Raw genomic sequence first — 24,712 nt, 5'->3', positions numbered from 1 at the left:
GGGGACTTTGATTCCAGTTCCCCCCTTTTTAAGGGGGGTTAGGGGGGATCTAAAAGTGCTGAAAGTCACAGCGAACAACTTTTCAAACAACGTCTCAGTATTGAACATGAAAGATTTTATTTAAGAGTCAAAAGTCAACAGCTATGACTAATGACTAATGACCAATGACTACTTCTTAATTGTGTGATAGACCAGAATTTGGGTAGGGTTAAGTTGTACGCTGCTCACACCATTTCGGGCAAATACATAGTCTTTGTTTTGCCATAAGGGAACGTAAGGTACATCAGTTGTTACTTGGGTTTGAATTTCGGTAAAAATTTTCTGACGCGCTTCAGGGTTTTGTTCTTTGCGTTGCTGATCAATCAGTTTATTTATAGCTTCGCTATAGTAGAACGAACCTTGAGTTTGACTGCCTCCATCTTCGCATCCTTTAGCAACTGAACCTTTGTCACAAGACAAAAACGGCTGGACATAATTATCTGGATCTAAAAAGTCTGGATACCAATCAAGTAAAGCTGCTGGATATAATCCCTTGGAAATGTCTTTAAAAAACGCAGGCCCTTCCGCTTGGGTAACTTCAAATTGCAGTATTCCATCCATTTTGGTATCCACAAGGGATTTGAGTGTCTGTGCTGCCAAACTACGAGTAGGCGAACTCGAAGGATACCAAATTTGTACTCTTGCGGGATTTTCTTTGGAGAAACCAGCAGTAGTTAATAATTTTTTAGCTTGTTCAAAGTTAGCGTCACCATATTTATCTTTGAATAATGGCTGAGAAACATTGAATGTTGTAGGAATCATGCTATAAAGCGGATCTGCTTGACCAAGTAACGCCCGCTGATTTAAAAGTGGACGGTCAATTATTGATGCGATCGCTTGTCTTACCTCTAATTTATCTAAAGGCTGCTGATTCCGGTTTAATACTAGATAACTTACTACACTACCTTGAGCTGCGATCGCTTGCCAATCCCCTTTTTTTGCTCCTTCTTCCAAACTGCGATTTTGATCTGGCTGTAGCGACAGATAAGCTATATCGACTGCGCCTGTACGAAAAGCATTAAACAAATTAACCGGACTAGTTTGAATTTGGACGTTAACACCCTTGTTAGCTGGCTTTTCTCCCCAATACTTATCAAAGGCATCAAATCGGATTGAATCAGTACCATACTGCGCTAACTTGTAAGGGCCAGTCCCCACAAAGGTATTCGGCTTGAATTTACCTGCACCGAGTTCGTAAGCTTTTGGTGAAAGCGCACATACCCCAGGAAAAGCCAACAGTGAAGGAAACGCTGCAAAGGGCTTTTTCAGCTTGATGCTTAACTCATACTCGCCTGTGGGATTTACTGAATCTACTATATCACCTAGTAAGAATGAGGGTTTTCCTTTATTTTGAATAAAGCGGTTGATGGTAAATGCCATTGCTTGGGCATTGAAGGGAGTCCCATCGTGAAAAACTACTCCCTGACGTAAGGGAATGGTATAAGTCAAGCCATCTTGAGTAACTTTGGGTAATGCTGTGGCGAGTTGTGGCTCAATTTCTGTGCTTCCTGGTTGGTAAGTGTAGAGGCGATCGCTCATATTAAACACTAAACCCAAGGATGCTAACTCATAGGTATCAGCCGGATCAAGGGTTCTTGGCTTTGCTGTTGTACCTATAGTAATACGACCATCACCTGTAGGGCTATTTACAGAACCCGCTGGTGGCGTAGAAGGATTAGGACGAGGAGCGCAACTAACAACCAAAAATAAACATAGACAGAACAAAGATAGGAATTGTGTAATCCGACCCCACCGTTTCACGGACAAGGAAAACCAGGTCATAGCAATAATATATTTGATATCAGCGGTCAGCAATCTTACTACATTTATGACTATTTTGTTGGATTTTTACAATTAATTACAGCAATATTTACAGCTAAGTATATACTTAGGAATAAAAATAACTTGCAACCAGCAAGGAAAGAATTTGCTCTATGAAAATGACTCCGTGAGCATCTAAATTAAAATTTTGTAAGTTTATTACTACTTTGCCATGTCTACGACGGGCTAGGCCTATGCACTATTTTGTTACAAAAAATCATTGACAAAAATACAGAGTTTGACATTTGTTAAATACTGAAAAATTTTTATTTAATTAAGATTTTAAACATCGGCTAAATTTGTCGCAAATTCTATAATTACTAGGGAATAGCTTTGCTACACTTTGACCTGAGTCCAAGTAGTGTACATTAAGACTTTGCCTGTTGCTGCTTGGGCACAGACACCTGTTGAGTGGTTTATCGCAAAGATCGGCTGTATTGGCAAAAATCTCATGTTTGTACATCAGCGAAATCAAGCGATCGCGATATCGTTAACAGCAGATTGAAAGTCTAATAGTGAGACTAAAACCGTGAAATATTTCTTTCTATCTGAAGGATGGGCAGTTGCTAGAGTCTGGGCATCTGATGGACTTTGGCAAATAACCGCATGGCGACGCCAACCAGATATTCAGCGAATGAATATTTGTTTAGTCGAACAAAACGAATTGCTATGGCTTTATCGAGTTGAAGAAGCCATTTTAACCGTGGAAGTGAAGCCAACAACACCAGTAATTGCCAGTAAGACCATAGGTCAAGTAGTACTCAAGCGTCTAATGAGCGCCGAACAGGTAATCCAACGCCTGGGTACAGCTGAGACGAAGTGTCAACTGCAAAATATCCAGTTGGTGGTTCAGTAGATATTGGGCATGGGGCACAAGAGACAGAGGTGCGGAGGGGCAGAGGGGCAGAGGGGATAACAACTTCTCTGCTCCCCTGCTCCCCTGCTCCCCTGCTCCCCTGCTCCCCACCCTCCTCGTAAAGAAAAGATAAGAAAATTTAATCCCCGACGCGTATTGGTAGCGAAAAAACTTGGAGATGCTACGCGATCGCATCAATTTACACGCTTGCAAACAATTCCATCAATAGTTACACTTTTTAAAACATTCTCATTTTTGCTTGGCGATGGCTACCCTAACATAGGTAAACCTCCCGAAGCGAGTAAGCATTGCCAAAGCACCCACGGTGTATGACTTATTAAGACTAAGCTGTGGTACTACTCTGGCTCTGGCAATAACAAAAAACAAGAGAGAGTTTTATGAGTGGCGTTTTTCGTCTCTCATAACCTCAGTAAGAAAATTGCTTTGTAAACTAACTCATCGAGGAGGAGCGTAGTCGATGGGACTACCCTGGTACCGAGTACATACAGTCGTTCTGAATGATCCAGGGCGACTGATTTCTGTACACTTAATGCACACAGCCTTAGTAGCAGGCTGGGCTGGTTCGATGGCACTCTACGAACTAGCTGTTTTTGATCCTAGCGATCCAGTTCTCAATCCAATGTGGCGTCAAGGGATGTTCGTTCTGCCCTTCATGTCACGTTTGGGCGTTACCCAATCTTGGGGTGGTTGGAACGTTACTGGTGGTCCATCCACTGATCCTGGCTTCTGGTCATTTGAAGGCGTTGCTGCGGCTCACATTGTTCTTTCCGGTCTTTTATTCCTAGCTGCCGTATGGCACTGGGTTTACTGGGATTTGGAACTCTTTAGAGATCCCCGCACTGGTGAACCTGCCCTAGACTTGCCAAAAATGTTTGGCATTCACCTGTTCTTATCTGGTCTACTTTGTTTTGGCTTTGGTGCTTTTCACGTCACCGGACTATTTGGGCCGGGGATATGGGTTTCTGACGCTTATGGTATAACTGGCGCCGCGCAAGCAGTAGCACCAGAATGGGGGCCAGATGGTTTTAACCCCTATAACCCTGGTGGCATTGCGGCTCACCACATTGCCGCTGGTGTTGTTGGTATTATTGCAGGCTTATTCCACCTCACAGTTAGACCCCCCGAACGGCTCTACAAAGCCCTACGGATGGGGAACATCGAAACAGTACTTTCTAGCAGTATTGCAGCAGTCTTCTTTGCTGCTTTCGTTGTTGCTGGTACTATGTGGTACGGTAACGCCGCCACACCCATCGAATTATTTGGCCCTACCCGCTATCAATGGGATCAAGGCTACTTCCGTCAAGAAATTCAGCGCCGCGTCCAAACAGGTGTTGCTCAAGGTGAAACCCTTGATCAAGCTTGGTCGCAAATTCCCGAAAAACTGGCTTTCTATGATTACGTCGGTAATAGCCCCGCTAAAGGCGGTCTATTCCGTACAGGGCCAATGGTGAAGGGTGATGGCATTGCCCAATCTTGGCAAGGTCACGCCGTATTCAAAGATTCTGAAGGACGGGAATTGACCGTGCGTCGTCTCCCCAACTTCTTTGAAACCTTCCCAGTGATTTTGACTGATGCAGATGGAGTTGTCCGCGCTGACATTCCCTTCCGTCGGGCAGAATCTAAGTATAGCTTCGAGCAATCTGGTGTCACCGTTAGTTTCTTTGGTGGCAATCTGAATGGTAAAACCTTTACAGAACCAGCTGATGTGAAGAAGTATGCCCGTAAAGCTCAAGGTGGTGAAATCTTTGAATTTGACCGAGAAACCTTGAACTCTGATGGTGTATTCCGCACCAGTCCTAGAGGTTGGTTTACCTTTGGACACGCCGTATTTGCTCTGTTGTTCTTCTTTGGTCATCTCTGGCATGGCGCTCGGACAATCTACCGAGACGTATTTGCTGGTGTTGATGCGGATCTAGAAGAGCAAGTTGAGTGGGGTCTGTTCCAGAAAGTGGGTGACAAGTCAACCCGCCGGAAGGAAGCCCTTTAATTTTCAGTGCTGAGTTATGAGTGCTGAGTTCCGAGTTAAGGCTCTGATTCAGCACTCAGATGACTCAGCATTCAAAACTTTAATTACTGGCTCGATAGGCAGGAAATCATAATATGGAAAGCGTTGCGTACATCTTGATTTTTACTCTGTGTATAGGTACTCTGTTTTTTGCGATCGCATTTCGCGAACCCCCTCGCTTTGAGAAACCAAAAGATAAGTAGAGCCTATTTCCAGAGCTTTAAGCTGATTTAACGTTAATATCCGTTGCTACTAAGTATGGTAGCAACGGATATTATTGTATTTGTACTTTGTTAGTTTTAAATACTAAGTAAATCAGCAATCATTTTTATATTGTGATATAATTTCCAATCTTGGGAGTAGATATGTGTTAATGCTAGCTTTTCTGCGCTAGGATGAAAAAGGATGTTAAGTGTAAGCTGCCATAAAACTGCTTGCACAACACATTACGCTTGTCGCACAACCTTTACGGAGACTAGAACCAGGAACAAATCAGCATGGTCAATCAGAATTTAACCGCTACAGAAATTGGATTCACTCACGAAGATTTCGCTGCTCTACTTGACAAATACGATTATCATTTTAGCCCTGGTGATGTTGTCCCAGGAACAGTTTTCAGTATAGAGCCGCGCGGCGCTCTGATTGACATTGGTGCTAAAACCGCAGCATATATACCTATACAAGAAATGTCTATTAACCGGGTGGATAGCCCGGAAGAAGTATTACAGTCAAACGAAACGCGCGAATTTTTTATCCTTACCGATGAAAACGAAGATGGTCAATTAACCCTTTCCATTCGCCGTATTGAATATATGCGGGCTTGGGAGCGCGTGCGACAGCTGCAAGCAGAAGATGCTACTGTCCGTTCTGGCGTATTTGCAACCAATCGCGGTGGTGCATTGGTAAGAATTGAAGGATTACGTGGCTTTATCCCAGGTTCTCACATCAGTACCCGTAAACCTAAAGAAGAATTGGTAGGCGAAGAACTACCATTGAAATTCTTAGAGGTAGATGAAGAACGTAACCGCTTAGTTCTATCTCATCGTCGGGCACTGGTTGAGCGTAAGATGAACCGCCTAGAAGTCGGTGAAGTAGTGATTGGTACTGTTCGTGGTATCAAGCCCTATGGTGCTTTCATCGACATTGGTGGTGTCAGTGGTCTACTGCACATTTCTGAGATTTCTCACGAACATATTGATACACCCCATAGCGTGTTCAATGTCAATGATGAAGTGAAAGTTATGATCATTGACTTGGATGCAGAAAGGGGTCGGATTTCCCTATCTACCAAGCAGCTAGAACCCGAACCCGGTGACATGATTAAAAACCGGGATTTGGTCTACGATAAGGCGGAAGAAATGGCTGCTAAGTATCGTGAACAGCTGTTAGCCAAGCAACAAGGTGCTACTGCTGCGCCTGCTGCACCTGTCGAAGTTGTAGCAGAGGAAGATATTCCACCAGCGACGGAACTTGAAGAAGAGATTCCACCAGCAGCGGAACTAGAAGAAGAAATTCCACCAGCAGCAGAAATTGAGGAAGTAATTCCAGTAGTTGCGGAAATTGAAGAAGAGATTCCAGCAGCAACGGAAACTGAAGAAGAAATTCCAGCAGCTATTGAAGAATAATACATTTATAGTTTTACTTCTTTTTAAGTAAGAGTATTAAATTATTGTATAAAGAGGGTTTTTCCCTCTTTTTTTATGTGGAAAATTTCTAGGAGTTATGAGTTAATAAAAACTCCTAACTCCTAACTAAATAACTGGGGTGGAATATTGTGGCAAGCATTAAATGTAGAAATATCACTTTTGATAATATCCAGGCAATTTTGTTTGACAAAAACGGTACTCTAGAAGATTCAGAAACGTATTTGCGATCGCTTGCACAAAAGGCAGCAAGATTAATAGATGCTCAAATCCCTGGAACCGGGGAACCCCTATTAATGGCATTTGGCATCAATGGTAATTTTCTAGATCCCGCAGGTTTAATATCAGTAGCGAGTCGCCGCGAAACAGAAGTTGCGGCTGCGGCATATATTGCTGAAACTGGAAGAGGATGGTTTGAGTGCTTAAAAATAGCCCGTCAAGCTTTAGATGAAGCGGAGAAATACATTGGACAAACTCCTTCACCACTGTTTGTAGGTAGCTTAGAAATTTTGAAATACCTGCAAGAAGGTGGACTAAAACTTGGTATCCTTTCAGCCGCGACAACTGAAGAAGTACGTAATTTTGTTGTTAATCACCAGTTAAGTGATTATATCGAGTTGGAAATGGGAGTAGATGAGGGGCCGAGTAAACCAGACCCAGTGCTATTTTTGCAAGCTTGCCAAGCTTTGGGAGTCGAACCAGGCGCTACATTAATGGTGGGTGATTCAGTTGGTGATATGCAAATGGCGCGTAATGCTAAAGCCGCAGGTTGCATTGGTATCACTTGGGTAGGTAAGTCAGATAATGTCCGAGGTGCGGATGTGGTAATTAATCAACTCGATGAAATCCAGATTTTAGAGGATTAAGTTATAGCAGTTTTCAATTGCGTGAAATACAGCAACTTGTAGGGGTACACAGCTAGTGCAGTAGGGCGTAAATAGCTACCATCTCAATTCTGGTAAACTGAGTAAGGCACTGGCTCCTCCTCTACACTATCTTCTAATTATTTGCTCTTACATACTTATAAATTCTGGATTTTTCTTCAAATTCACCTGACAGTGCTAATAAACACATACCTGAACATATTCATGAAATATTTCTCTACCTAACGGAGGAATTGAGAAAGATAGTATCAAGACAAAATAAACAGATATTCCGATCACCTGACGAACTTTAACTCATATTTCCCCATTTCTATCTAGCAATGGGGATTTTTTTCAAAAGCTACCAACATAGAATTCAAATGAAATGTTTATCTGTCTTAAGGAGGAATAATATAAAGTCGATAAATAATAAAAACTTAAGTAGCCCGATTACCCTACCGGACTTTAGTTCTAACTCTCCTCATGTTTTTATCTAACGGGGGAGAGTTTATTTAATCGATTTGATTAAGAAGAATTCAGAATTCAGGAGTCAGAATTCAGTATGAATGTAAAGTATTCACCAATTCTGAATTATATTTTATTCTTCCTCTTTCTTCTCTTCCAAATTGATTATCTTTGTATTTTGCAGAGTGATATGGCCTTCCTGATTCTGTTTTTTTTCTTTATTTTCTTGTACAACTTGAGTGGCATATATTTCCACATCTCGCTGAATAATATCTTCTACATGACCTGCGAACAGATTAAAAGCTTGTTCGTGGCTTGTATAATTAGAATAAGGGCCTGTCAACTGCGAGAATTGCCACCCTTGGGTTTTCAAAGATTCGACTGTACGGCGATAGTGCCGCCAGCGTTCTCCATAGTGAAAAAACTCTTCAATGGCAGCACTAATAGCAACTATTTGGCTCAAACCAAAAGTTGACCAGATAATGATATCCCTTTTAGGAGTAGTGTTAATGTTTAGACTGACCAATGCTGGGAGAACTACACCACCAATAATAGTTGTGATCCGCAAATAATAATGGCGATCGCGCGATAAATTCGCCTTACTTTCCATCCAGAGTACTTGTTCTAACCAACGCGATCGCAAAAAATGTTTTTGCACATCGCCTAAGTTCATCCCTGCAAATAACTTGTTAAAATCTTCCTCTAAATATCTCTGATAACTATCTTTTTTGGTATAGTCTTTCTTTAAAGATTCTTGAGAACTATCTTTTTCTGCCATTATTTACTCCTAATTAGAAAGTAACCCCTTAATTACTTTGCCTAAATTCTCAACTCCCTTCTCTATGTCGCTTAAGTCGATGTATTGTAATGTACCAGATTTAGCCAGCTTTTTAGCTCGTTCATCGGTAGCCTTTCCACGCAAGGCATCTGCAAGTATATCTGCGGTTCTACCACTACCAGCAATCACAATAACTAACCTGCCAGTATTAACACTAGAAAGCGCATCCTTAAAGGTAATTTCACCACCGTTCAGCAGCACTGTTACCGAAGGTGCACCATTGGCTAGCACAGTTGCAATGTGAGATATCCAAGGAGACTCGTCGCCCCAATTCTTCCCAGGGACTAGCACAAAATGAGTGTGGTTTGGCTCTAAGGGTGTCAAATCAGCAGCCGTTTCTGAATGATTAGGTAAAGCCACTTTGCTTTCGGGTGTCACACCAACCAAGGCAAACTTAGCACCTATCTGAATACGAGCCTTACCCATCATTCGCATGATTCCTACATCCGTACCCCCATCCACAACATAAGCCCCCAAAGTTTCGGCGATGGGGGCTAAAACTTCCACAAACAACCTTTGAATGCGGAGAAAGTCAGCTTCACTGATGTTACTTGCACCGCCTACTACTACTAAAACAGGACGCGAACCACCAAGCCCTATTTCCACAAGAGCATTTGCCAATTCTGCTTGCTGCTCAACTTGAGTAGCTAATGCTGTTTGCCCATTGTCAAAGGTAAGCTTTAAACAACTTTTCATTTTTTAAAAATACTGACTGCTTTGGTTTCCCAGCGTAGTGCTTCGCAGTCATTTTCTGCAAGTGTTGTATTCCGTTCTCACCTGAAGGATAAGGAATTTTATGATGCTTTTGTAGGGGTTGATCGTTGATTAATGTGCTACCAGATTTCCTCTTATATTTAAATGGCGATGACTGCTGTGGTAACAGAGCTTTGTCATTTGCGTAGTATCTCGTAGAGAAGTGCAGACTACACTTACACTCAAGTTTTTTACGATTATTTTGCTTGCTAGAAAATTTTTGATGCACTAAGTAATAGCTTCTTGTTTGTTAGCATCATAAATTATGATTTTGCACTTTATTTATGGACAAGATCACCAGTTTCTAAGTTAATCTGAATGATTGGATTTTAACTATAAGTCCCTGCTTTATCACTTATTACCGCAACAGGTTCTGACTCTATATCATCTATCTTATTAAACTCTCCAGCCCGCCAGCTATCTGTTGTATCCTTGATAAAACTGGCAATAGGGATTGCAATTAACAAACCCAGCACTCCTCCTAACTTTGCCCCCAACAATAAAGAAATCACCACCCACACAGGATTTAAACCAGTCAAATTGCTGAGAATTCGAGGTGCAATAATATTAGAATTAACTTGGTCAATGGCAACAGCTATACCTAAGACTTCTACTCCTAACCAAAAATTTTGCAGGGCTACCAACAAACTTACGATGGCGATACCGACTCCAGTACCAAAGGGGAAGAGTGAAAACAAGCCAATACCAATGCCAAAAAGTAGAGCTAAGGGAACTTGCAACGCCAAAAATACCAGTGTAATTGTCACCCCTAATACAGCTCCCAATGTTGCTTGACCGATGAAGTAATTATGGAAATCCTCTCGCAGTAATTCCCGCACTCTTAACCCAATATTATGGGGAAACCACCGAAAAATCCCGTCCCAAAGACGTTCACCATTCAATGTTAGGTAGATAGTCAGCACTACCGCCAGCAGCACGTTTAGGACAATACCAATGGTATCGACGGCAAAACCAAGAATTCTACCAGTGAAGGACTGAAGTTGGTTAGATAATCGTTCTAGAACTTGGGTAAATAAACCACTTAAATTAATAGGAAGTTGTTGTTGACTTAACGCCCAATCTTGAAAAGTTTGCAGCTGTTGAGTACCAGAATCAATCCAACTGGGCAAAATATTAGCCAGTTCCACGAGTTGTTGAATAATTAGGGGAACCAAGGTGATGCCTAGAGCTACTAAAATCACCAGAGTCAAAAGCAACACTCCCCCGATCGCCAAGTTGCGTTTCACTCCTTGTTCCTGAAGAAACTGGATTGGATAGTTCAATACAAAAGCCAGTAGGATGGCGGCGGCAATAATGCTAACCAAGGGTTGAAAATACTGTACAACCTGGATCAATAGCCAGCCGTTAAGAATGGCAATAGGAAATGCCAATCCTATAGTTAACCATCGCGGGAGTTTGTTTGTTGATTGCATTTAGTGATGATCCTATAAGAGTTCTAACTTTATTTTGGCTTCTTGGGAGTGGGGAATGGGGGAAGCAGTGGGCAAGGGGGACAAGGGAGAATTATTGAATAAGTCTCTACCTTGTCTCTTCTCCATGCCCCATGCCCAAATTATGTTGGATTTTTCTCAATAAAATCCAACATAATTTTTTGATGCATGTCCCCTAAAGGTCGGACTTCGCCAGCATTTTGTGAATAACAGTTACCTTGGCGAATATCTTCTGGCGTAAATAACCCCATATCCCAGCCCTCATTCAGAACTAGTTGATTTAATTCCACTAAGAGTGGTGCATGAAAGACATGACGAACAACTCTTTCGTTGGAATAACAGCCAAATTCAACAAATGGTGGTAATATATAGCCGATTTCTTCTAAAATTTCTCGCTTTACTGCTACATCTGGCGTTTCACCAGGTTCGATGTGACCGCCAAACAGTGCCCAATAACCAGGGTAGAGAATACCGGGGATGTTGTCGCGCAGTTGCATGAGAAACTTGTTTTTCTGATAGAGAATTGCGATCGCTACATGCACCTGTTGATTGTTCATAAGTTCATTTTTAATTACTGAGTTACTCTTCTTCTAAATAAACTTCCCCCAATTCTTTGCCAGCTAAGGGAATACTTCGGTAGCGAACTGTACCCTTAATCACCACTTGTGCGCCCTCACCCAGATTCTTTTGATTGGTGACAACCCAAATTTTGCCAGTTGAGTCATTAATTTTATAAGCCCACTGTTTCATCATGGGAGCTTGCTTTTCTACCTCACCTTGGATGTAAACTATAGCCTGATTGTCTTGTTTTAGTTTAATTTCTCCAATTGGGGTGACATTTGTCCCAATTTTTAAGCCATTCCCACTCAAGCCAGGCGATGTCAAGTTACCACAACTACAAAGCCCCGCTGCTAGGAAAAAAGTCAACCCCAGTCGGTAAGGAACAATACTGTGCCGACGAGACAAGAACGAAAGGGACAAATTTCTTGTTTGTTGCATGAAAGCTACCGATTTATTTATTTTGGGCATTAGACATAGAAAAGAGACAAGGCAGACAAGGAAGAGGGCAAAGACAAAGAAGAAAAGATACTTATTCAATAATTCCTCCTTGTCCCCCATGTCCCCCTAATCTCTCCATTTTCTGCTCCCCAATTCTTTATTCTTCAGATGATGTCGTTGATCTGAGAAAATAAATATTATGAATTTACTGTGAGAGAAACTCTACGACATCAAACAGCAACACAATAATAGTCGAAAGTCAAGATTCAATAATCAATACTTTCACTTTTGACTTTGGACAAAAAGCGAACATAGCTGGGAATTTTCATGGAAACAAAAACTGCCAAACTCCTTGATGGTAAAGCTTTAGCTGCAAAAATTCAGCAAGAACTTTCTGTTGCCATTACACAATTACAACCAAAAATTGGACGACCCCCTGGTTTAGCAGTGTTGATGGTTGGTGATAACCCAGCGTCAGCCGCCTATGTACGCAATAAAGAAAAAGCCTGCGCTAAAGTTGGTATCGCTTCTTTTGGCAAACATTTTCCTGCCCAAACTACTTTGGAGGAGTTAGAAGAGGTAATTGCCGCACTCAACCACGATGAACGGGTGGATGGCATTCTTGTACAGTTGCCTTTACCTGACCACTTGGATGCTGTGGCTCTGCTGCATCAAATCGATCCCGATAAAGATGCCGACGGACTGCACCCAGTGAACTTGGGGCGACTAGTACGGGGAGAAACTGGTTTACGCAGCTGCACACCGGCTGGTGTGATGCGCCTTTTACAAGAATATGAAATTCCTTTGCAGGGAAAAAATGCAGTAGTTGTGGGACGCAGTATTTTGGTGGGTAAACCTATGGCGTTGATGCTACTAGAAGCTGATGCCACAGTTACCATCGCTCACTCGCGATCGCATGACCTCAAAAGCATCACCCAAAATGCTGATATTCTAATTGCAGCAGTAGGTCGTCCCGGACTGATCTCTGCTGATATGGTGAAACCAGGCGCTGTTGTGGTAGATGTGGGAATGAACCGCGTCACCGATGCTAGTGGCAAAAGTCGCCTTATTGGCGATGTCCACTTTGAATCAACCGCTGGTGTAGCAGGATTTATCACCCCCGTTCCTGGTGGTGTTGGCCCTATGACTGTCGCCATATTGTTGCAAAATACATTGGACAGCTATTCCAGAGCGGCAAGAAAAGAAAAAGAGTGATGAGTTAAAAGTTAAGAGTTATTAATTCCTAACTGCTAACTCTTAATTCCTAACTTCTAACTCCTAACTCCTAACTCTTCATTTTTTTCAGCCCCACAGCACCTTAAAATTGTGACGTATAAGACAAAATCCCAAAGTGTCAGGAATGAAAGAATGGTAGCAACTGATAACGTTCAAAAGACACCACCAGAGGAAGCCACGTTTAACTTAGCAGCTTATCTAAAAGAGCGACAAAAGCTTTGTGATAATGCTTTGGATCAGGCTATCCCCATCATTTATCCAGAAAAGATTTATGAGGCGATGCGCTACTCGTTATTAGCTGGAGGCAAGCGTGTACGTCCCATTCTTTGCCTTGCTACCTGTGAAATGATGGGTGGAAGTATTGAGATGGCCATGCCAACAGCTTGTGCTGTGGAGATGATCCACACAATGTCGTTGATTCATGACGACCTACCAGCGATGGATAATGACGATTACCGTCGTGGGAAGCTGACGAATCATAAAGTCTATGGCGAAGATGTGGCGATTTTAGCTGGAGATGGCTTATTGGCTCTCGCTTTTGAGTTTGTTGCCCTTCAAACTCCCCAAAGTGTTCCCAGAGAGCTAGTCTTACAGGTAGTTGTCCGTCTTGGTCGGGCGCTGGGGGCAGCTGGTTTGGTCGGCGGTCAAGTTGTCGATTTAGAGTCGGAGGGGAAATCAGATATTTCCTTAGAAACGCTAAATTTCATTCATCAACACAAAACGGCTGCCCTTTTGGAAGCTTCTGTAGTTTGTGGCGGGATCATAACTGGGGCATCACCTGAAGATGTGCAGCGATTGACCCGTTATGCTCAAAATATTGGGCTAGCATTCCAAATCATAGATGATATTCTGGATATCACTTCTACCCAAGAGGAATTAGGTAAAACTGCTGGCAAAGACCAAAAAGCCAAGAAAGTGACCTATCCCAGCCTTTGGGGACTTGATGAATCGCGCTCAAAAGCCCAAGAGCTAGTTAAAGCAGCTTGTGCGGAATTAGAACCATTTGGGGAGAGAGCCAAATCACTCCAAGCGATCGCTCATTTTATTGTCAGCCGCAATAACTAGTAACGCTTTTGGTAATTCGTAATGACGCTCCTGCGTCGCTAACGTAATTCGTAATTTCCATACCGCAAGCGTTTCATTGATTTGCAATGGGTGGTTATATTGAGTCCATGCTTTACTACACCGCCCTGCGGAATTCAAACTTTACTCATTCAAAATTCAAAAAGCTTATCATCTAAGCTTTTTGGTGATTTTGAATAATTGGTCTGTTTCCGTCGTAATGTACTTAGGTTAATTTTGGATTTTGGGTTGAATCTAAATGTTTCCTCAACCGACAACTGCTGCTAATATTTACTAACCTAACCAAAATACCATGCAGGACATAGGCAACATTTTAGACAACCGGGTGCTGCTGGTTGCTCTGGTAGCTTGTTTAATTGCTCAAGCATTAAAGCTCGTAGTCGAGATCATCAAACATCGCAAACTTAATATACGTGTTTTGGTAACAACAGGAGGTATGCCCAGTGCCCATTCAGCTTTAGTTACAGCTTTAGCCGCTGGTGTAGGGCAAACACTAGGTTGGGCATCTCCTGATTTTGCCGTTGCGATCGTTTTTGCCATTATCGTCATGTATGATGCAGCCGGAGTACGCCAAGCAGCCGGTAAGCAAGCTCGTATTCTCAATCAAATGATTGATGAATTATTTCATGAAAAACCAGACTTTAGCCAAGACCGTCTCAAGGAATTACTCGGACATACACCAGTTCAGGTAATCGCTGGGTCGGCTTTGGGTATAACCATCTATTGGTTAGCTAGGTCTGCTTATTAGTCAATAGTCTACAGTCTATTAACCAATGACTAATGACTAATGACTAATGACTAATGACTAATAGACTACAATCGCACAGTTGAGCGCAGCAGAATCACCTTACGACTATCTACGATGCTGGCAACGAAACCGCCATTGTTCAGCTTTTGTAATGTGTTGTATGCTTCACTTTGGTTAGTGGTATAAACTGCTAGTAAGTAGGGGCGTTGTCCATAAGAAACAAAACCTACGTTACCTCCTACCGCTTGCTGCACACTATTTACTAGTTCTGGACGATTGTAATAATCTACCAGCACTGCATAACCCTCTCCTAATGCTTGAGGATTATAGCTGACTGTCTGCTGAGGTGACTGTCGCTGTGGCTGTGGCTGTTGCTGCGGTTGTCGCTGTGGCTGTGGTTGTGATTGTGGCTGGACATCTGCTGCTGTTGGTCGAGTGGTAATTATGGCAGACAAGCCAACAATATTGCTGACATATCTCGCCCAACGATTAGCATCATCAATTTTGTTAAAGCCCCCTACTCGCGTCACAGTTTCGTTGAGATATTGACAGGTGATGGTCTTAAGTTCAGGTGGTAAGGCACTACGCAACTGCTTTTGATTATTTGCTGTAGGACTTACTACTAATAAAAGATACTCACCCGCATTTGGTGGTTGACAGAGGGGAATTGCTTGTTGGGCAAAGACAGAACTCATCCCACCAATCAACCCTGCGTAAGCGAAGCTCGCCGTAGATATCGCTAGTCCTAAAACACTTGGTAAAGTCTGAAATCTATGCACAAAAGTTAGATTATGTAAATCAAGGTGTCTTAGAAGATTTTATAAGAAAAAAGCTGAAAACCCAGCTACTTCAGTATGTAGATAAAAAGAGTGTCAAAAAATATATTTTGTTACTCACAAATAAAATTGGGACTGGGGACTGGGGAGATGAGGGGGATGAGGGAGATGAGGGGGACAAGGGAGAATATTGAATAAGTCTCTTCCTTGTCTACCATGCCCAATTCCCAATTTCTAAGATACGGTGGCAAGCGATGCCAATGCATCGGGTATTGCTTCAGAAGGAGCCTGGAATTCACCAGTGATGACGTACTCTAAACGCAGTTTTAACCAAGTAATAAATTGGGGATTTGTAGAAATAATTGCTACTGCTGGTTGGGGACACTTCGCCTTTAGCTCTGCAAACTGCGGTGTTTCCAAGAAAGCTGGTTGCTCAACTAACCAAAAATCTATTTGTTTTTCTTGTTCGTGGTAGTGACGAGTGCGTTCTTTGATAACTTCGTGTATCGGTTCTTCTTCGAGAAGAAAACGTTGACTGGCCAAAACGTAATGATATGTTTGCATTTTCATCCTTTGGTTGCTATGTGAATAATTTAAGGGTACAGTGCAGCACTGTACCCTTACAAACTAACTTTTGTTGGATTTCTTGAACCAAGAACTGAACGGACAAGCACTTTTCTCGTTGTCAGCATTTGTCTGTTTGCCACCAGCTGTTAGCTTTTCCAAGAACAGATTATTGTCAAAGTAGTGTTCTAAGGAAACAACCTTCAAGTCATCGGTAACTTTTGCAATGCTCATGCCGATAATTTCTACTGTCTCTCCAGTAGGTGCATAGTCTTTGTATTCTCCTTTAAAATGTCCCCAATGCCGCCATTTGAATGTGACATTTGGTGGCCCTGAGTAAACTTCCAATACTTCCCAAGGAAATCCTTGGGGAAATGTTGTGTGGAAGAGTTTTGCGGATGATTCAAAGCTTTCTTCTGAAGCTTTGTAATGCTCTGAATCAGTCATAAATAGATTGTAAGTACCTTGAGCTGATAAATCTGCTGCGGTGTACTCGACTCCACCATTGGTACTCACGCGAAACTGTTCATTAACAATAGACAACCACTCTTGTGGGTTAGCTTTGAAGGACACCTCCATCTCGAAGGTTCGCACCAAGTTTTGTACGATCGCTTCCAGTGTACCTTCAAGGTGATTGTAGATACTTTCTTTAGCGAGATTCTCTTTTGAGCGGGAATAATCAGGCGGTGTCTGATAGCGCCACTCGACATCAGTGCTTTCTGCTATCACCTTATCTCTATCCTGTACCCAAAGTGGTAGGTTGTTAGATTCTGTTGCGCTCATAGAAGTTTTTGCTGAAGATTTGATCCCAATTTCTAGATTTCGCAGTGACAACCCTCTGTGGGGATTGGGGATTAGGGATTGGGGACTGGAGGCAGGGGGAGCAGGGGAAGCAGGGGGAGATGAGGGGGATAAGGGAGAATTATTGAACAAGTTTCTTCCTTGTCTCCCCCTCTTCCTTGTCTTTTTCCAATGCCCAATGCCCAATGCCCCATTCCCTATTCCCTATTCCCTCTTATAGCTTGTTTCATCTCGCGGACTGCCCTTTCCATGCCTACTAATGCTGCCCGACTGATGATGGTATGACCAATGTTTAGTTCTTCCATGCCGGGAAGCGCAGCCACCGGATAGACGTTCCAGTAAGTGAGTCCATGCCCAGCGTTGACTCGCAATCCAGCTTGAAGCGCTTGTTCACACCCTTTAGCTAATATGGCTAATTCTCGATGGCGATTTGCTTCATCCTTAGCCTCAGCGTATTGTCCGGTGTGCAATTCAATAAACTGCGCTTGCACCTTGACAGATGCTTCTATTTGTGCTAGTTCAGCATCGATAAATAAACTAACTGGAATGCTAGCGCTTTGCAATTTATCGACTATCTCACCTATTCTAGCAATTTGCCCGATAATATCTAGTCCGCCTTCTGTTGTGACTTCTTCGCGCTTTTCGGGGACTAAGGTCACGTAATCTGGTTTGATATCGAGAGCGATCGCTAGCATTTCATCTGTAGCGGCCATTTCTAAATTAAGATGCGATCGCACTGTTTGCCGCAATATACGCACATCCCTATCTTGGATATGCCGCCGATCTTCGCGCAGATGCACCGTAATCCCATCAGCACCCGCTAATTCTGCCAGCACCGCAGCTGCCACGGGATCTGGTTCCACCGTCCGCCGTGCTTGCCGGATAGTGGCGATGTGGTCAATGTTAACACCAAGTGTAGGCACCCCTAATTTCTCCCAAATCCACAGTCCTCAGAACTTGATTTTACCGGAAATAGCGGGAGTTTTGCTTGAGGATCTACAGACACATCACACAAATGAAATGCAATGTCTACGAATTACGAATTACGAATTATTGGGTTGTTAAGCTGCTGGCGTTGAGCAATTTGGATTAATAATCGCAATGCCTCATTCACAGATGCATCCGTCGGAAAAGCTTGGGCAACGTCAGGCTCTAGGAGGACTAAATTTGTCCCGGCTTGGTATCGCTCAACATACTTACCTTTTACACCTCCTGCCATCTTGGAGAAGTCGTATTCAGGACGTAGTTCGTCTTCTAGCTCGTCAACTTCCTTCTTCATAAAACCTCCTTTCTTGGCGGGTGGCTTTTCTAGCACTGATGATTCGAGTGCAATTTTCTCGGTCAGTGTGGGAGACAACCAATAAGTTACCTGACCCAGACATTCCAATAATAATGTAGCGGTTTTCCCCAATCGAATGATCAGGGTCAGGAAATGTCACAGATAAGGAGTCCTCAAATACGGTCGTGGCTTCTGGGAAAGAGACATCATGCTTTTTCAGGTTGATAACAGCTTTATCTGGGTTCCACTCAAATTCCATGCCAAAAATTTCATTGCCAATGCGCCCAGCAGTTTAGCACGTTACCAATTTTACCGGAAATAGCGGGAGTTTTGCTTGAGAAACTCAAGACACATCACACAGGTTAAATGCGATGTCTACGATGGGCTATGCCTACGCTCAAAAGAAAACTGAGTTAGAAAAAGCTGGTTTTTGGGCAGACTACTTTAAATAAATGGCTGATTTCACAAGAGTTGATCAAGTATGAATACAGCAGTTGAACCGATGGACAAGCTTTTGAACTATCGAATTAGCGAACAACTTTATGCAGGCTCTAGAACCTTAGTTTATCGTGCAATTCGAGAGGCTGATCAACTTCCAGTTGTCATCAAACTGCTTCAGCAGGAGTATCCCACCTTCAATGAACTGTTGCTGTTCCGTAATCAGTACACGATCGCTAAAAATACTGATTTACCCGGTATTGTTCATCCCTACAGTCTAGAACCTTACGGCAACAGCTATGCTTTGGTGATGGAAGATTTTGGTGGTATTTCCCTCAGAGATTGGATGAACCAAAAAATAGGGAGCAACCAATATACTCTGACAGAGTTCTTGGAAATTGCGATCGCTCTGAGCAATATTCTTGACGGACTCTATCGCCATCGGATTATCCATAAAGATATCAAACCTGCCAACATCCTGATTAACCCGGAAACTAAGCAAGTTAAGTTAATTGACTTTAGTATTGCCTCTCTTTTACCTAGAGAAACCCAGGAAATTCACAGTCCTAATGTATTAGAAGGTACTCTCGCCTACCTTTCCCCGGAACAAACCGGGCGGATGAATCGCGGAATTGACTATCGCAGTGATTACTACTCCCTTGGTATCACTTTCTATGAACTACTTACCGGAGAGCTACCTTTCCAGTCTAATGATCCGATGGAGTTGGTTCACTGTCATATTGCCAAGCAACCGGAACGATTAGGAGGCAGGGAGGAAAAGGAGATTCCCGAAGTTCTTTGTGACATTGTAATGAAATTGATGGCGAAAAATGCTGAAGACCGCTATCAGAGTGCATTAGGACTAAAGTATGATTTAGAACAATGTTTAGAGCAACTGGAGAACACGGGTAGAATTGAGAGTTTTCCAATTGCACAAAGGGATATTTGCGATCGCTTCATCATCCCAGAAAAACTCTACGGTCGCCAAGCAGAAGTTGAAAGCTTACTAGATGCCTTTGAGAGAGTCAGTCAGGGAAGTACTGAAATTATTTTGGTAGCAGGCTTCTCCGGGATTGGCAAAACTGCTGTGGTGAACGAAGTCCACAAGCCAATTGTGCGGCAACGGGGTTATTTCATTAAAGGTAAATTTGACCAGTTCCAGCGCAACATCCCTTTCTCTGCTTTTGTCCAAGCCTTCCGAGACTTAATCGGGCAACTGCTGAGTGAAACTGACGCTCAATTCGAGCAGTGGAAGTGCAAAATTCTCTCTGCTTTGGGTGAGAACGGACAAGTGATGGTTGAGGTAATTCCAGAACTGGAAAGTATCATTGGTAAACAGCCTCCGGCGTCGATACTCTCTGGGAGTGCGGCACAAAATCGCTTCAATTCGCTGTTCTTGAAGTTCACTCAAGTCTTCACGACAAGAGAACATCCATTGGTGATCTTTATTGATGATTTGCAATGGGCTGATTCTGCTTCTTTAAAGTTAATGCACTTGTTAATGAGCGAAGCTGATATCGGCTATCTACTGTTAATTGGTGCTTATCGAGATAACGAAGTCAATCCAGTACATCCACTGATGTTGACTTTGGAAGAGATTCAGAAGTTAGGCGCTACAGTCAATACGATTACTTTATCTCCCCTGGATCAGATTTCTATTAATCATTTGGTTGCAGATACATTGAATTGTTCTCTAACATTAGCTGCACCATTAACAGAGTTAGTATTGAGCAAAACTAAAGGCAATCCTTTCTTCAGTACTCAGTTTCTCAAAGCTCTATATCAAGATCAACTAATTACGTTTAACTCCCATCACTCCCCACAGGGAGGAAGTCAAAGGGGATGGGAATGTGATGTTGCTCAGGTGCGATCGCTCGCTTTGACAGATGATGTAGTAGAGTTCATGGCAATTCAACTGCAAAAGTTATCAATTGAAACTCAAGCAGTCTTGAAGTTAGCGGCTTGTGTGGGCAACCAATTTGATTTGGCGGCATTAGCGATTGTCTATGAAAAATCTCAGGTGGAAACATCCGCAGATTTTTGGAAAGCTATGCAAGATGGGTTGATTATTCCTACCAATGAGGTCTACAAGTTTTATCAAGAAGAGTCAGAATTTAGAATTCAGAATTCAGAATTTCTACAACCCAATTCTACTAACTCCTGTTCTTACAAATTTCTCCATGATCGTGTTCAGCAAGCTGCCTACTCTCTAATCCCTGAATCTCAAAGAAAAGCTACTCATTTAAAAATTGGGCAATTACTATTAAATAATACATCACCATCAGCACTCGAAGGTAGTATTTTTGATATTGTTAATCAGTTAAATGAGGGAATTGACATAATTAATGAGCAATCCCAAAAATATGAACTAGCTCAACTAAATTTAATTGCTGGTAAGAAAGCTAAAGCTTCCACAGCTTATAGAGCAGCCGTTAAATATTTCACATTAGGCAGAGAATTATTAATAGAAGAAAGTTGGCTGACTAACTATCAACTCACTTTTAGATTACATCGAGAATCTGCGGAATGTGAATATTTGACTGGCAATTTCGATGAGGCAGATAGATTATTTAATCTGGCACTATATCATTGCCAAGATAAATTTGAACAAGCAGATATTTATCGAATTCAGATGCATCTGAAAATGACTCAGGGCGAAAATATAGAATCTGGCTTTGAAGCTGGGTTAAAAGGTTTGAGCATCATGGGGATGCATTTGCCAGTAACTTCTGAAGAACAACAAGCTGCCATCGAAACTAAACTTGAAGAATTAAAAGCTAAATTTCAAACGGTTCGGACAGCAGATTTATTCGATCTGCCTGAAATGACAGATCCAGAAAAGAAAGTTTGTATGGGTCTTTTAGCTGACCTTTGGGCAGCCTCTTATATGGGAGGAGATCAAAACCTTAGTTGCTTGATGCCTCTATTAATGATCAGCTTATCATTGAAATATGGCAATGCAGAAAGCTCTGGTTTTGCTTACTGTTTATATGGGATGAGTCTGGCAAATCAAGGTAATTATCAAACTGCTTATGAGTTCGGTACATTAGCACTAAAAGTTGATCGCCATTTTAATAGTACTCAGTTTATTCCTAAGACTAATAATATCTTTGCACACACAACTAATCCCTATAATCAGCATTTAAAAACGAATTTGCCAATTTCTCAACAATCATTCCAAGTCTGTCAAGAAACTGGAAATTTGGTTTTTGGGGTTTGGGCAGTTTCGTTCCTAATTTGGGCAATGTTAATTAAAGGCGATCGCCTCTCGGATGTTTACACGGAAACTGAGAAATATCTTGGCTATGTACAACAGGTAAATGATACTAATATGCTGTATGCATTTACTTTACAACGGCAGTTTTTATTGAACTTACAAGATATATCTAAAAACACCGATTTATTAGATGATCAGAATGGCGAAGATATTCCCTATATAGAAGTTTGGCGACAGAAGAATAACTTTGAGCATGGAATTAATTGGTACTGCTTTCTCAAAATCCAATTGTCATATCTTTATGGCCGCTACGCAGATGCAGTGAAAGCGGCGGAAGAAGCTGATAAAACCCTTGCTTCTAACTCTGGTTTTTTCCCAATTATTCAATATCATTTTTATTATCCACTCAGTTTGATAGCCCTCTATCCCAATGCGACATTAGAGAAGAAAAAGCAATATTGGGAAATTATTCGCGAGCATCAACAAATTCAAAAAAACTGGGCGAATAATTGCCCAGCAAACTTTCTGCATCGCTATCTATTATTATCTGCGGAAATAGCAAGAATTTCTGGTAAGTATATGGATGCAATCGAGTCATACGATCGCGCCATTGCTAAAGCTAAAGAAAACGAATACGTCAATGAAGAAGCTCTCGCCAACGAACTCGCAGCCAAGTTTTATTTAGAATGGGGTAAAGAACGCATTGCACAAGAGTATTTGATTAATGCTTATTATTGCTACACCCACTGGGGCGCTAAAGCTAAAGTCGATGATTTAGAACAGCATTATCCAAAATTGCTAGCTCCTATTTTACAACAGATGCGGTCGCCACTTACACACAATGAGACGATCACAAATATTGACAGCATTGCTACCTTCCACCCAAGTATTAGCAAATCAATAACTTCTAGCAGCAGTGCATCAGTAATGCTAGATTTGGCAACAGTTATCAAAGCATCTCAGACTCTCTCTAGTGAAATCGAACTGGATAAATTACTTACTAAGCTGCTGCAAGTTGTGATTGAAAATGCTGGAGCAGATAAGTGTGTTTTACTACTACTTAAAGAAGATAGATTAGTAATTGAGGCTACTACTGAAATTGGGCAGCAATCAACCGTGCTACAGTCCATTTTTGTGGAAGATAGCGCAGAGGTTCCCCATAGCCTGATTTACGCCGTCAAACGCAGCCTACAAACTAGCGTCATCTTTAATACAACATTGTCTTCGGCGCTGATAGCTGATCCTTACATCATTCATCAGCAACCCAAAAGCTTGCTGTGTATGCCGATTTTGTATCAAGGCAAACTGTTGGGGATTTTGTATTTAGAAAACAATCTTACCACTGGGGCGTTTACTAGCGATCGCGTCGAAGTTCTCAATCTGTTATGCACTCAAGCTGCAATCTCCCTAGAAAACGCCCGACTTTACCAACAAGCACAAGATACTTCAGAAAACCTGAGACAGACTGAACAATTCTTGCGGTTAATTATGGACAATATTCCCCAGTCTGTTTTCTGGAAAGACCGCAATAGTGTTTATTTAGGTTGTAACCAGAAATTTGCTGAAATTTCGGGTGTAGGAGTGCCAGAAAATGTTATTGGTAAAACAGACTACGATCTCTCTTGGACTCGTGAAGAATCAGATTGGTATGTAGAGTACGATCGCCAAGTTATAGAGTCTGGACAAGCTCAACTCAACATTATCGAAACAGTCCTGCAAGCAGACGGAAAACAAATTTGGTCGAATACAAATAAAATTCCTCTAAAAGATCGAGAAGGAAAGGTTTTTGGCATCCTTGGCACATGTGAAGACATCACTGCACCTCAACAAGCACAACAATTATTGCAACAGCAAAAGCAACAATTAGAACAAGCCTTACAAGAACTCCAAACAATGCAATTGCAATTGGTGCAAGGTGAAAAAATGTCTGCCCTTGGTAATTTGGTAGCAGGTGTTGCCCATGAAATCAACAATCCTGTTGGCTTCATTGCTGGCAATTTAGAACCAGCTAAAGATTATATCAAAGACTTGTTTGCACTAATTAAGCTTTATCAACAGAAGTTTCCCAATCCCGGCTCAGAGATTGAAGATGAAATTGATGCTATTGACCTAAATTATTTACTTGAAGATTTACCTAAATTGCTGGATTCGATGAAATTAGGTGTTAGCCGTATCCGCAGTATTAGTACCAGTTTGCGAACCTTCTCCAGAGCAGATAAGGATTATAAAGTTCCCTTTGATATTCACGAAGGCATTGACAGCACTATTTTGATTCTTAGACATCGTTTAAAGGCTAACGAAAACCGTCCCGCAATTGATGTGGTTAAGAATTATGGCAAACTCCCCCTAGTGGAATGTTTTGCTGGACAACTTAATCAGGTGTTTATGAACTTGTTAGCAAATGCTGTTGATGCACTTGAACAATACAATACAGAGCGGAGTTTAGAAGCGATTCTAGACAACCCTAATTGCATCACCATTCAAACCTGTGTAGCAGACTCAGGTAAGGATGTTTTGATTAAGATTGCTGATAATGGCGTGGGAATGTCACCAGAAGTTAAACAAAAAGTATTTGACCATTTATTCACCACCAAGCCTGTAGGACAAGGCACTGGATTGGGATTAGCGATCGCTCGTCAAATTGTTGTAGATGCACATGGCGGTTCACTCTCTTGCACTTCAGAACTTGGAAAGGGTACAGAGTTTATCATTCAAATCTCTACTCAACAACAATGATGAGTGCTGAGTCAATACGGTTTGGTTAAGGCAAGAGACGCGATAAATCGCCGTCTCTACAAAAGATTGATCCTTGTAGA

At 42.0% G+C, this 24,712-nt stretch carries 22 protein-coding genes; 10 read left to right on the top strand and 12 right to left on the bottom strand.

The features are described from left to right. Positions 1 to 168: 168 nt before the first annotated feature. Positions 169 to 1,821, bottom strand: a complete 1,653-nt coding sequence (locus ABF638_RS27575; RefSeq protein WP_435026072.1) for an ABC transporter substrate-binding protein — start codon at positions 1,819 to 1,821, stop codon at positions 169 to 171. 400 nt (positions 1,822 to 2,221) lie between these two features. On the opposite strand from ABF638_RS27575, the gene ABF638_RS27570 reads away from it, so the two are divergent. From ABF638_RS27570 to ABF638_RS27545, 6 genes are all read left to right on the top strand, one after another. Further along, a complete protein-coding gene (locus tag ABF638_RS27570) occupies positions 2,222 to 2,365 on the top strand; it encodes a hypothetical protein (protein WP_176727207.1) in 144 nt (47 codons plus the stop codon). Positions 2,366 to 2,389: 24 nt separating this feature from the next. Next, positions 2,390 to 2,716, top strand: coding sequence for a hypothetical protein (locus ABF638_RS27565; RefSeq protein ID WP_435026071.1), 327 nt, complete (start codon positions 2,390 to 2,392; stop codon positions 2,714 to 2,716). A 478-nt stretch (positions 2,717 to 3,194) separates the two neighbouring features. Beyond that, a complete protein-coding gene (gene psbB / locus ABF638_RS27560) occupies positions 3,195 to 4,724 on the top strand; it encodes a photosystem II chlorophyll-binding protein CP47 (RefSeq protein WP_435026070.1) in 1,530 nt (509 codons plus the stop codon). 113 nt (positions 4,725 to 4,837) lie between these two features. Then, the gene (locus ABF638_RS27555; protein ID WP_084227385.1) at positions 4,838 to 4,945 is read left to right on the top strand and encodes a photosystem II reaction center protein T; all 108 of its coding nucleotides are present in this window, start codon (positions 4,838 to 4,840) and stop codon (positions 4,943 to 4,945) included. Positions 4,946 to 5,239: 294 nt separating this feature from the next. Then, entirely contained in the window at positions 5,240 to 6,367 is a 1,128-nt protein-coding gene (locus ABF638_RS27550; RefSeq protein ID WP_435026069.1) for a S1 RNA-binding domain-containing protein, read from the top strand. A 149-nt stretch (positions 6,368 to 6,516) separates the two neighbouring features. Continuing rightward, the gene (locus ABF638_RS27545) at positions 6,517 to 7,251 is read left to right on the top strand and encodes an HAD family hydrolase (RefSeq protein WP_435026068.1); all 735 of its coding nucleotides are present in this window, start codon (positions 6,517 to 6,519) and stop codon (positions 7,249 to 7,251) included. A 595-nt stretch (positions 7,252 to 7,846) separates the two neighbouring features. Here the strand turns inward: ABF638_RS27545 and ABF638_RS27540 are convergent. From ABF638_RS27540 to ABF638_RS27520, 5 genes are all read right to left on the bottom strand, one after another. Continuing rightward, entirely contained in the window at positions 7,847 to 8,491 is a 645-nt protein-coding gene (locus ABF638_RS27540; RefSeq protein ID WP_435026067.1) for a DUF4231 domain-containing protein, read from the bottom strand. Positions 8,492 to 8,500: 9 nt separating this feature from the next. Continuing rightward, positions 8,501 to 9,247: a hypothetical protein gene (locus ABF638_RS27535; RefSeq protein WP_435026066.1), complete on the bottom strand. Its 747-nt coding sequence runs from the start codon at positions 9,245 to 9,247 to the stop codon at positions 8,501 to 8,503. Between the two features lie 386 nt (positions 9,248 to 9,633). Next, positions 9,634 to 10,737, bottom strand: a complete 1,104-nt coding sequence (locus tag ABF638_RS27530) for an AI-2E family transporter (RefSeq protein WP_435026065.1) — start codon at positions 10,735 to 10,737, stop codon at positions 9,634 to 9,636. 140 nt (positions 10,738 to 10,877) lie between these two features. Beyond that, positions 10,878 to 11,312: an NUDIX hydrolase gene (locus ABF638_RS27525; RefSeq protein ID WP_181932008.1), complete on the bottom strand. Its 435-nt coding sequence runs from the start codon at positions 11,310 to 11,312 to the stop codon at positions 10,878 to 10,880. 22 nt (positions 11,313 to 11,334) lie between these two features. Next, a complete protein-coding gene (locus tag ABF638_RS27520; protein WP_435026064.1) occupies positions 11,335 to 11,754 on the bottom strand; it encodes an OB-fold nucleic acid binding domain-containing protein in 420 nt (139 codons plus the stop codon). A gap of 327 nt (positions 11,755 to 12,081) precedes the next feature. Here ABF638_RS27520 and folD point away from each other — a divergent pair, with 327 nt between their 5' ends. The 3 genes from folD (at position 12,082) to ABF638_RS27505 (ending at position 14,821) form a co-directional block, all read left to right on the top strand. Next, positions 12,082 to 12,969: a bifunctional methylenetetrahydrofolate dehydrogenase/methenyltetrahydrofolate cyclohydrolase FolD gene (gene folD / locus ABF638_RS27515; RefSeq protein ID WP_181932006.1), complete on the top strand. Its 888-nt coding sequence runs from the start codon at positions 12,082 to 12,084 to the stop codon at positions 12,967 to 12,969. 153 nt (positions 12,970 to 13,122) lie between these two features. Beyond that, positions 13,123 to 14,055, top strand: coding sequence for a geranylgeranyl diphosphate synthase CrtE (crtE, locus tag ABF638_RS27510; RefSeq protein WP_435026063.1), 933 nt, complete (start codon positions 13,123 to 13,125; stop codon positions 14,053 to 14,055). 310 nt (positions 14,056 to 14,365) lie between these two features. Next, a complete protein-coding gene (locus ABF638_RS27505) occupies positions 14,366 to 14,821 on the top strand; it encodes a divergent PAP2 family protein (RefSeq protein ID WP_181932004.1) in 456 nt (151 codons plus the stop codon). A gap of 65 nt (positions 14,822 to 14,886) precedes the next feature. On the opposite strand, the gene ABF638_RS27500 is transcribed toward ABF638_RS27505, so the two are convergent. The 6 genes from ABF638_RS27500 to ABF638_RS27475 form a co-directional block, all read right to left on the bottom strand. Further along, the gene (locus ABF638_RS27500; RefSeq protein ID WP_435026062.1) at positions 14,887 to 15,600 is read right to left on the bottom strand and encodes a hypothetical protein; all 714 of its coding nucleotides are present in this window, start codon (positions 15,598 to 15,600) and stop codon (positions 14,887 to 14,889) included. A 231-nt stretch (positions 15,601 to 15,831) separates the two neighbouring features. Continuing rightward, a complete protein-coding gene (locus ABF638_RS27495; RefSeq protein WP_069067862.1) occupies positions 15,832 to 16,161 on the bottom strand; it encodes an MgPME-cyclase complex family protein in 330 nt (109 codons plus the stop codon). A 63-nt stretch (positions 16,162 to 16,224) separates the two neighbouring features. Beyond that, positions 16,225 to 16,944 carry a SnoaL-like polyketide cyclase gene (locus tag ABF638_RS27490; protein WP_435026061.1) on the bottom strand — a complete coding sequence of 240 codons (720 nt, stop codon included), beginning with the start codon at positions 16,942 to 16,944 and terminating at the stop codon, positions 16,225 to 16,227. A gap of 215 nt (positions 16,945 to 17,159) precedes the next feature. Beyond that, complete coding sequence (locus ABF638_RS27485; RefSeq protein ID WP_435026060.1) at positions 17,160 to 17,885, bottom strand: pyridoxine 5'-phosphate synthase; 726 nt, start codon at positions 17,883 to 17,885, stop codon at positions 17,160 to 17,162. Positions 17,886 to 17,998: 113 nt separating this feature from the next. Continuing rightward, a complete protein-coding gene (locus ABF638_RS27480) occupies positions 17,999 to 18,241 on the bottom strand; it encodes a hypothetical protein (RefSeq protein WP_435026059.1) in 243 nt (80 codons plus the stop codon). Continuing rightward, a complete protein-coding gene (locus ABF638_RS27475) occupies positions 18,225 to 18,500 on the bottom strand; it encodes a BrnT family toxin (protein WP_420762394.1) in 276 nt (91 codons plus the stop codon). Before ABF638_RS27475 ends, ABF638_RS27480 begins: the two co-directional genes overlap by 17 nt. 222 nt (positions 18,501 to 18,722) lie before the next feature. Between ABF638_RS27475 and ABF638_RS27470 the strand changes: the two genes are divergently transcribed. Beyond that, positions 18,723 to 24,632, top strand: coding sequence for a trifunctional serine/threonine-protein kinase/ATP-binding protein/sensor histidine kinase (locus ABF638_RS27470; protein ID WP_435026058.1), 5,910 nt, complete (start codon positions 18,723 to 18,725; stop codon positions 24,630 to 24,632). The last annotated feature ends 80 nt before the right edge of the window (positions 24,633 to 24,712 follow it).

The sequence above is a fragment of the Nostoc sp. CALU 1950 genome (assembly GCF_051172895.1).
In the GTDB taxonomy this organism is placed as follows: Bacteria; Cyanobacteriota; Cyanobacteriia; order Cyanobacteriales; family Nostocaceae; genus Nostoc; species Nostoc edaphicum_A.
Note: the sequence above shows the minus strand (reverse complement) of the source record. Positions and strands in the feature narration are given on the sequence as shown.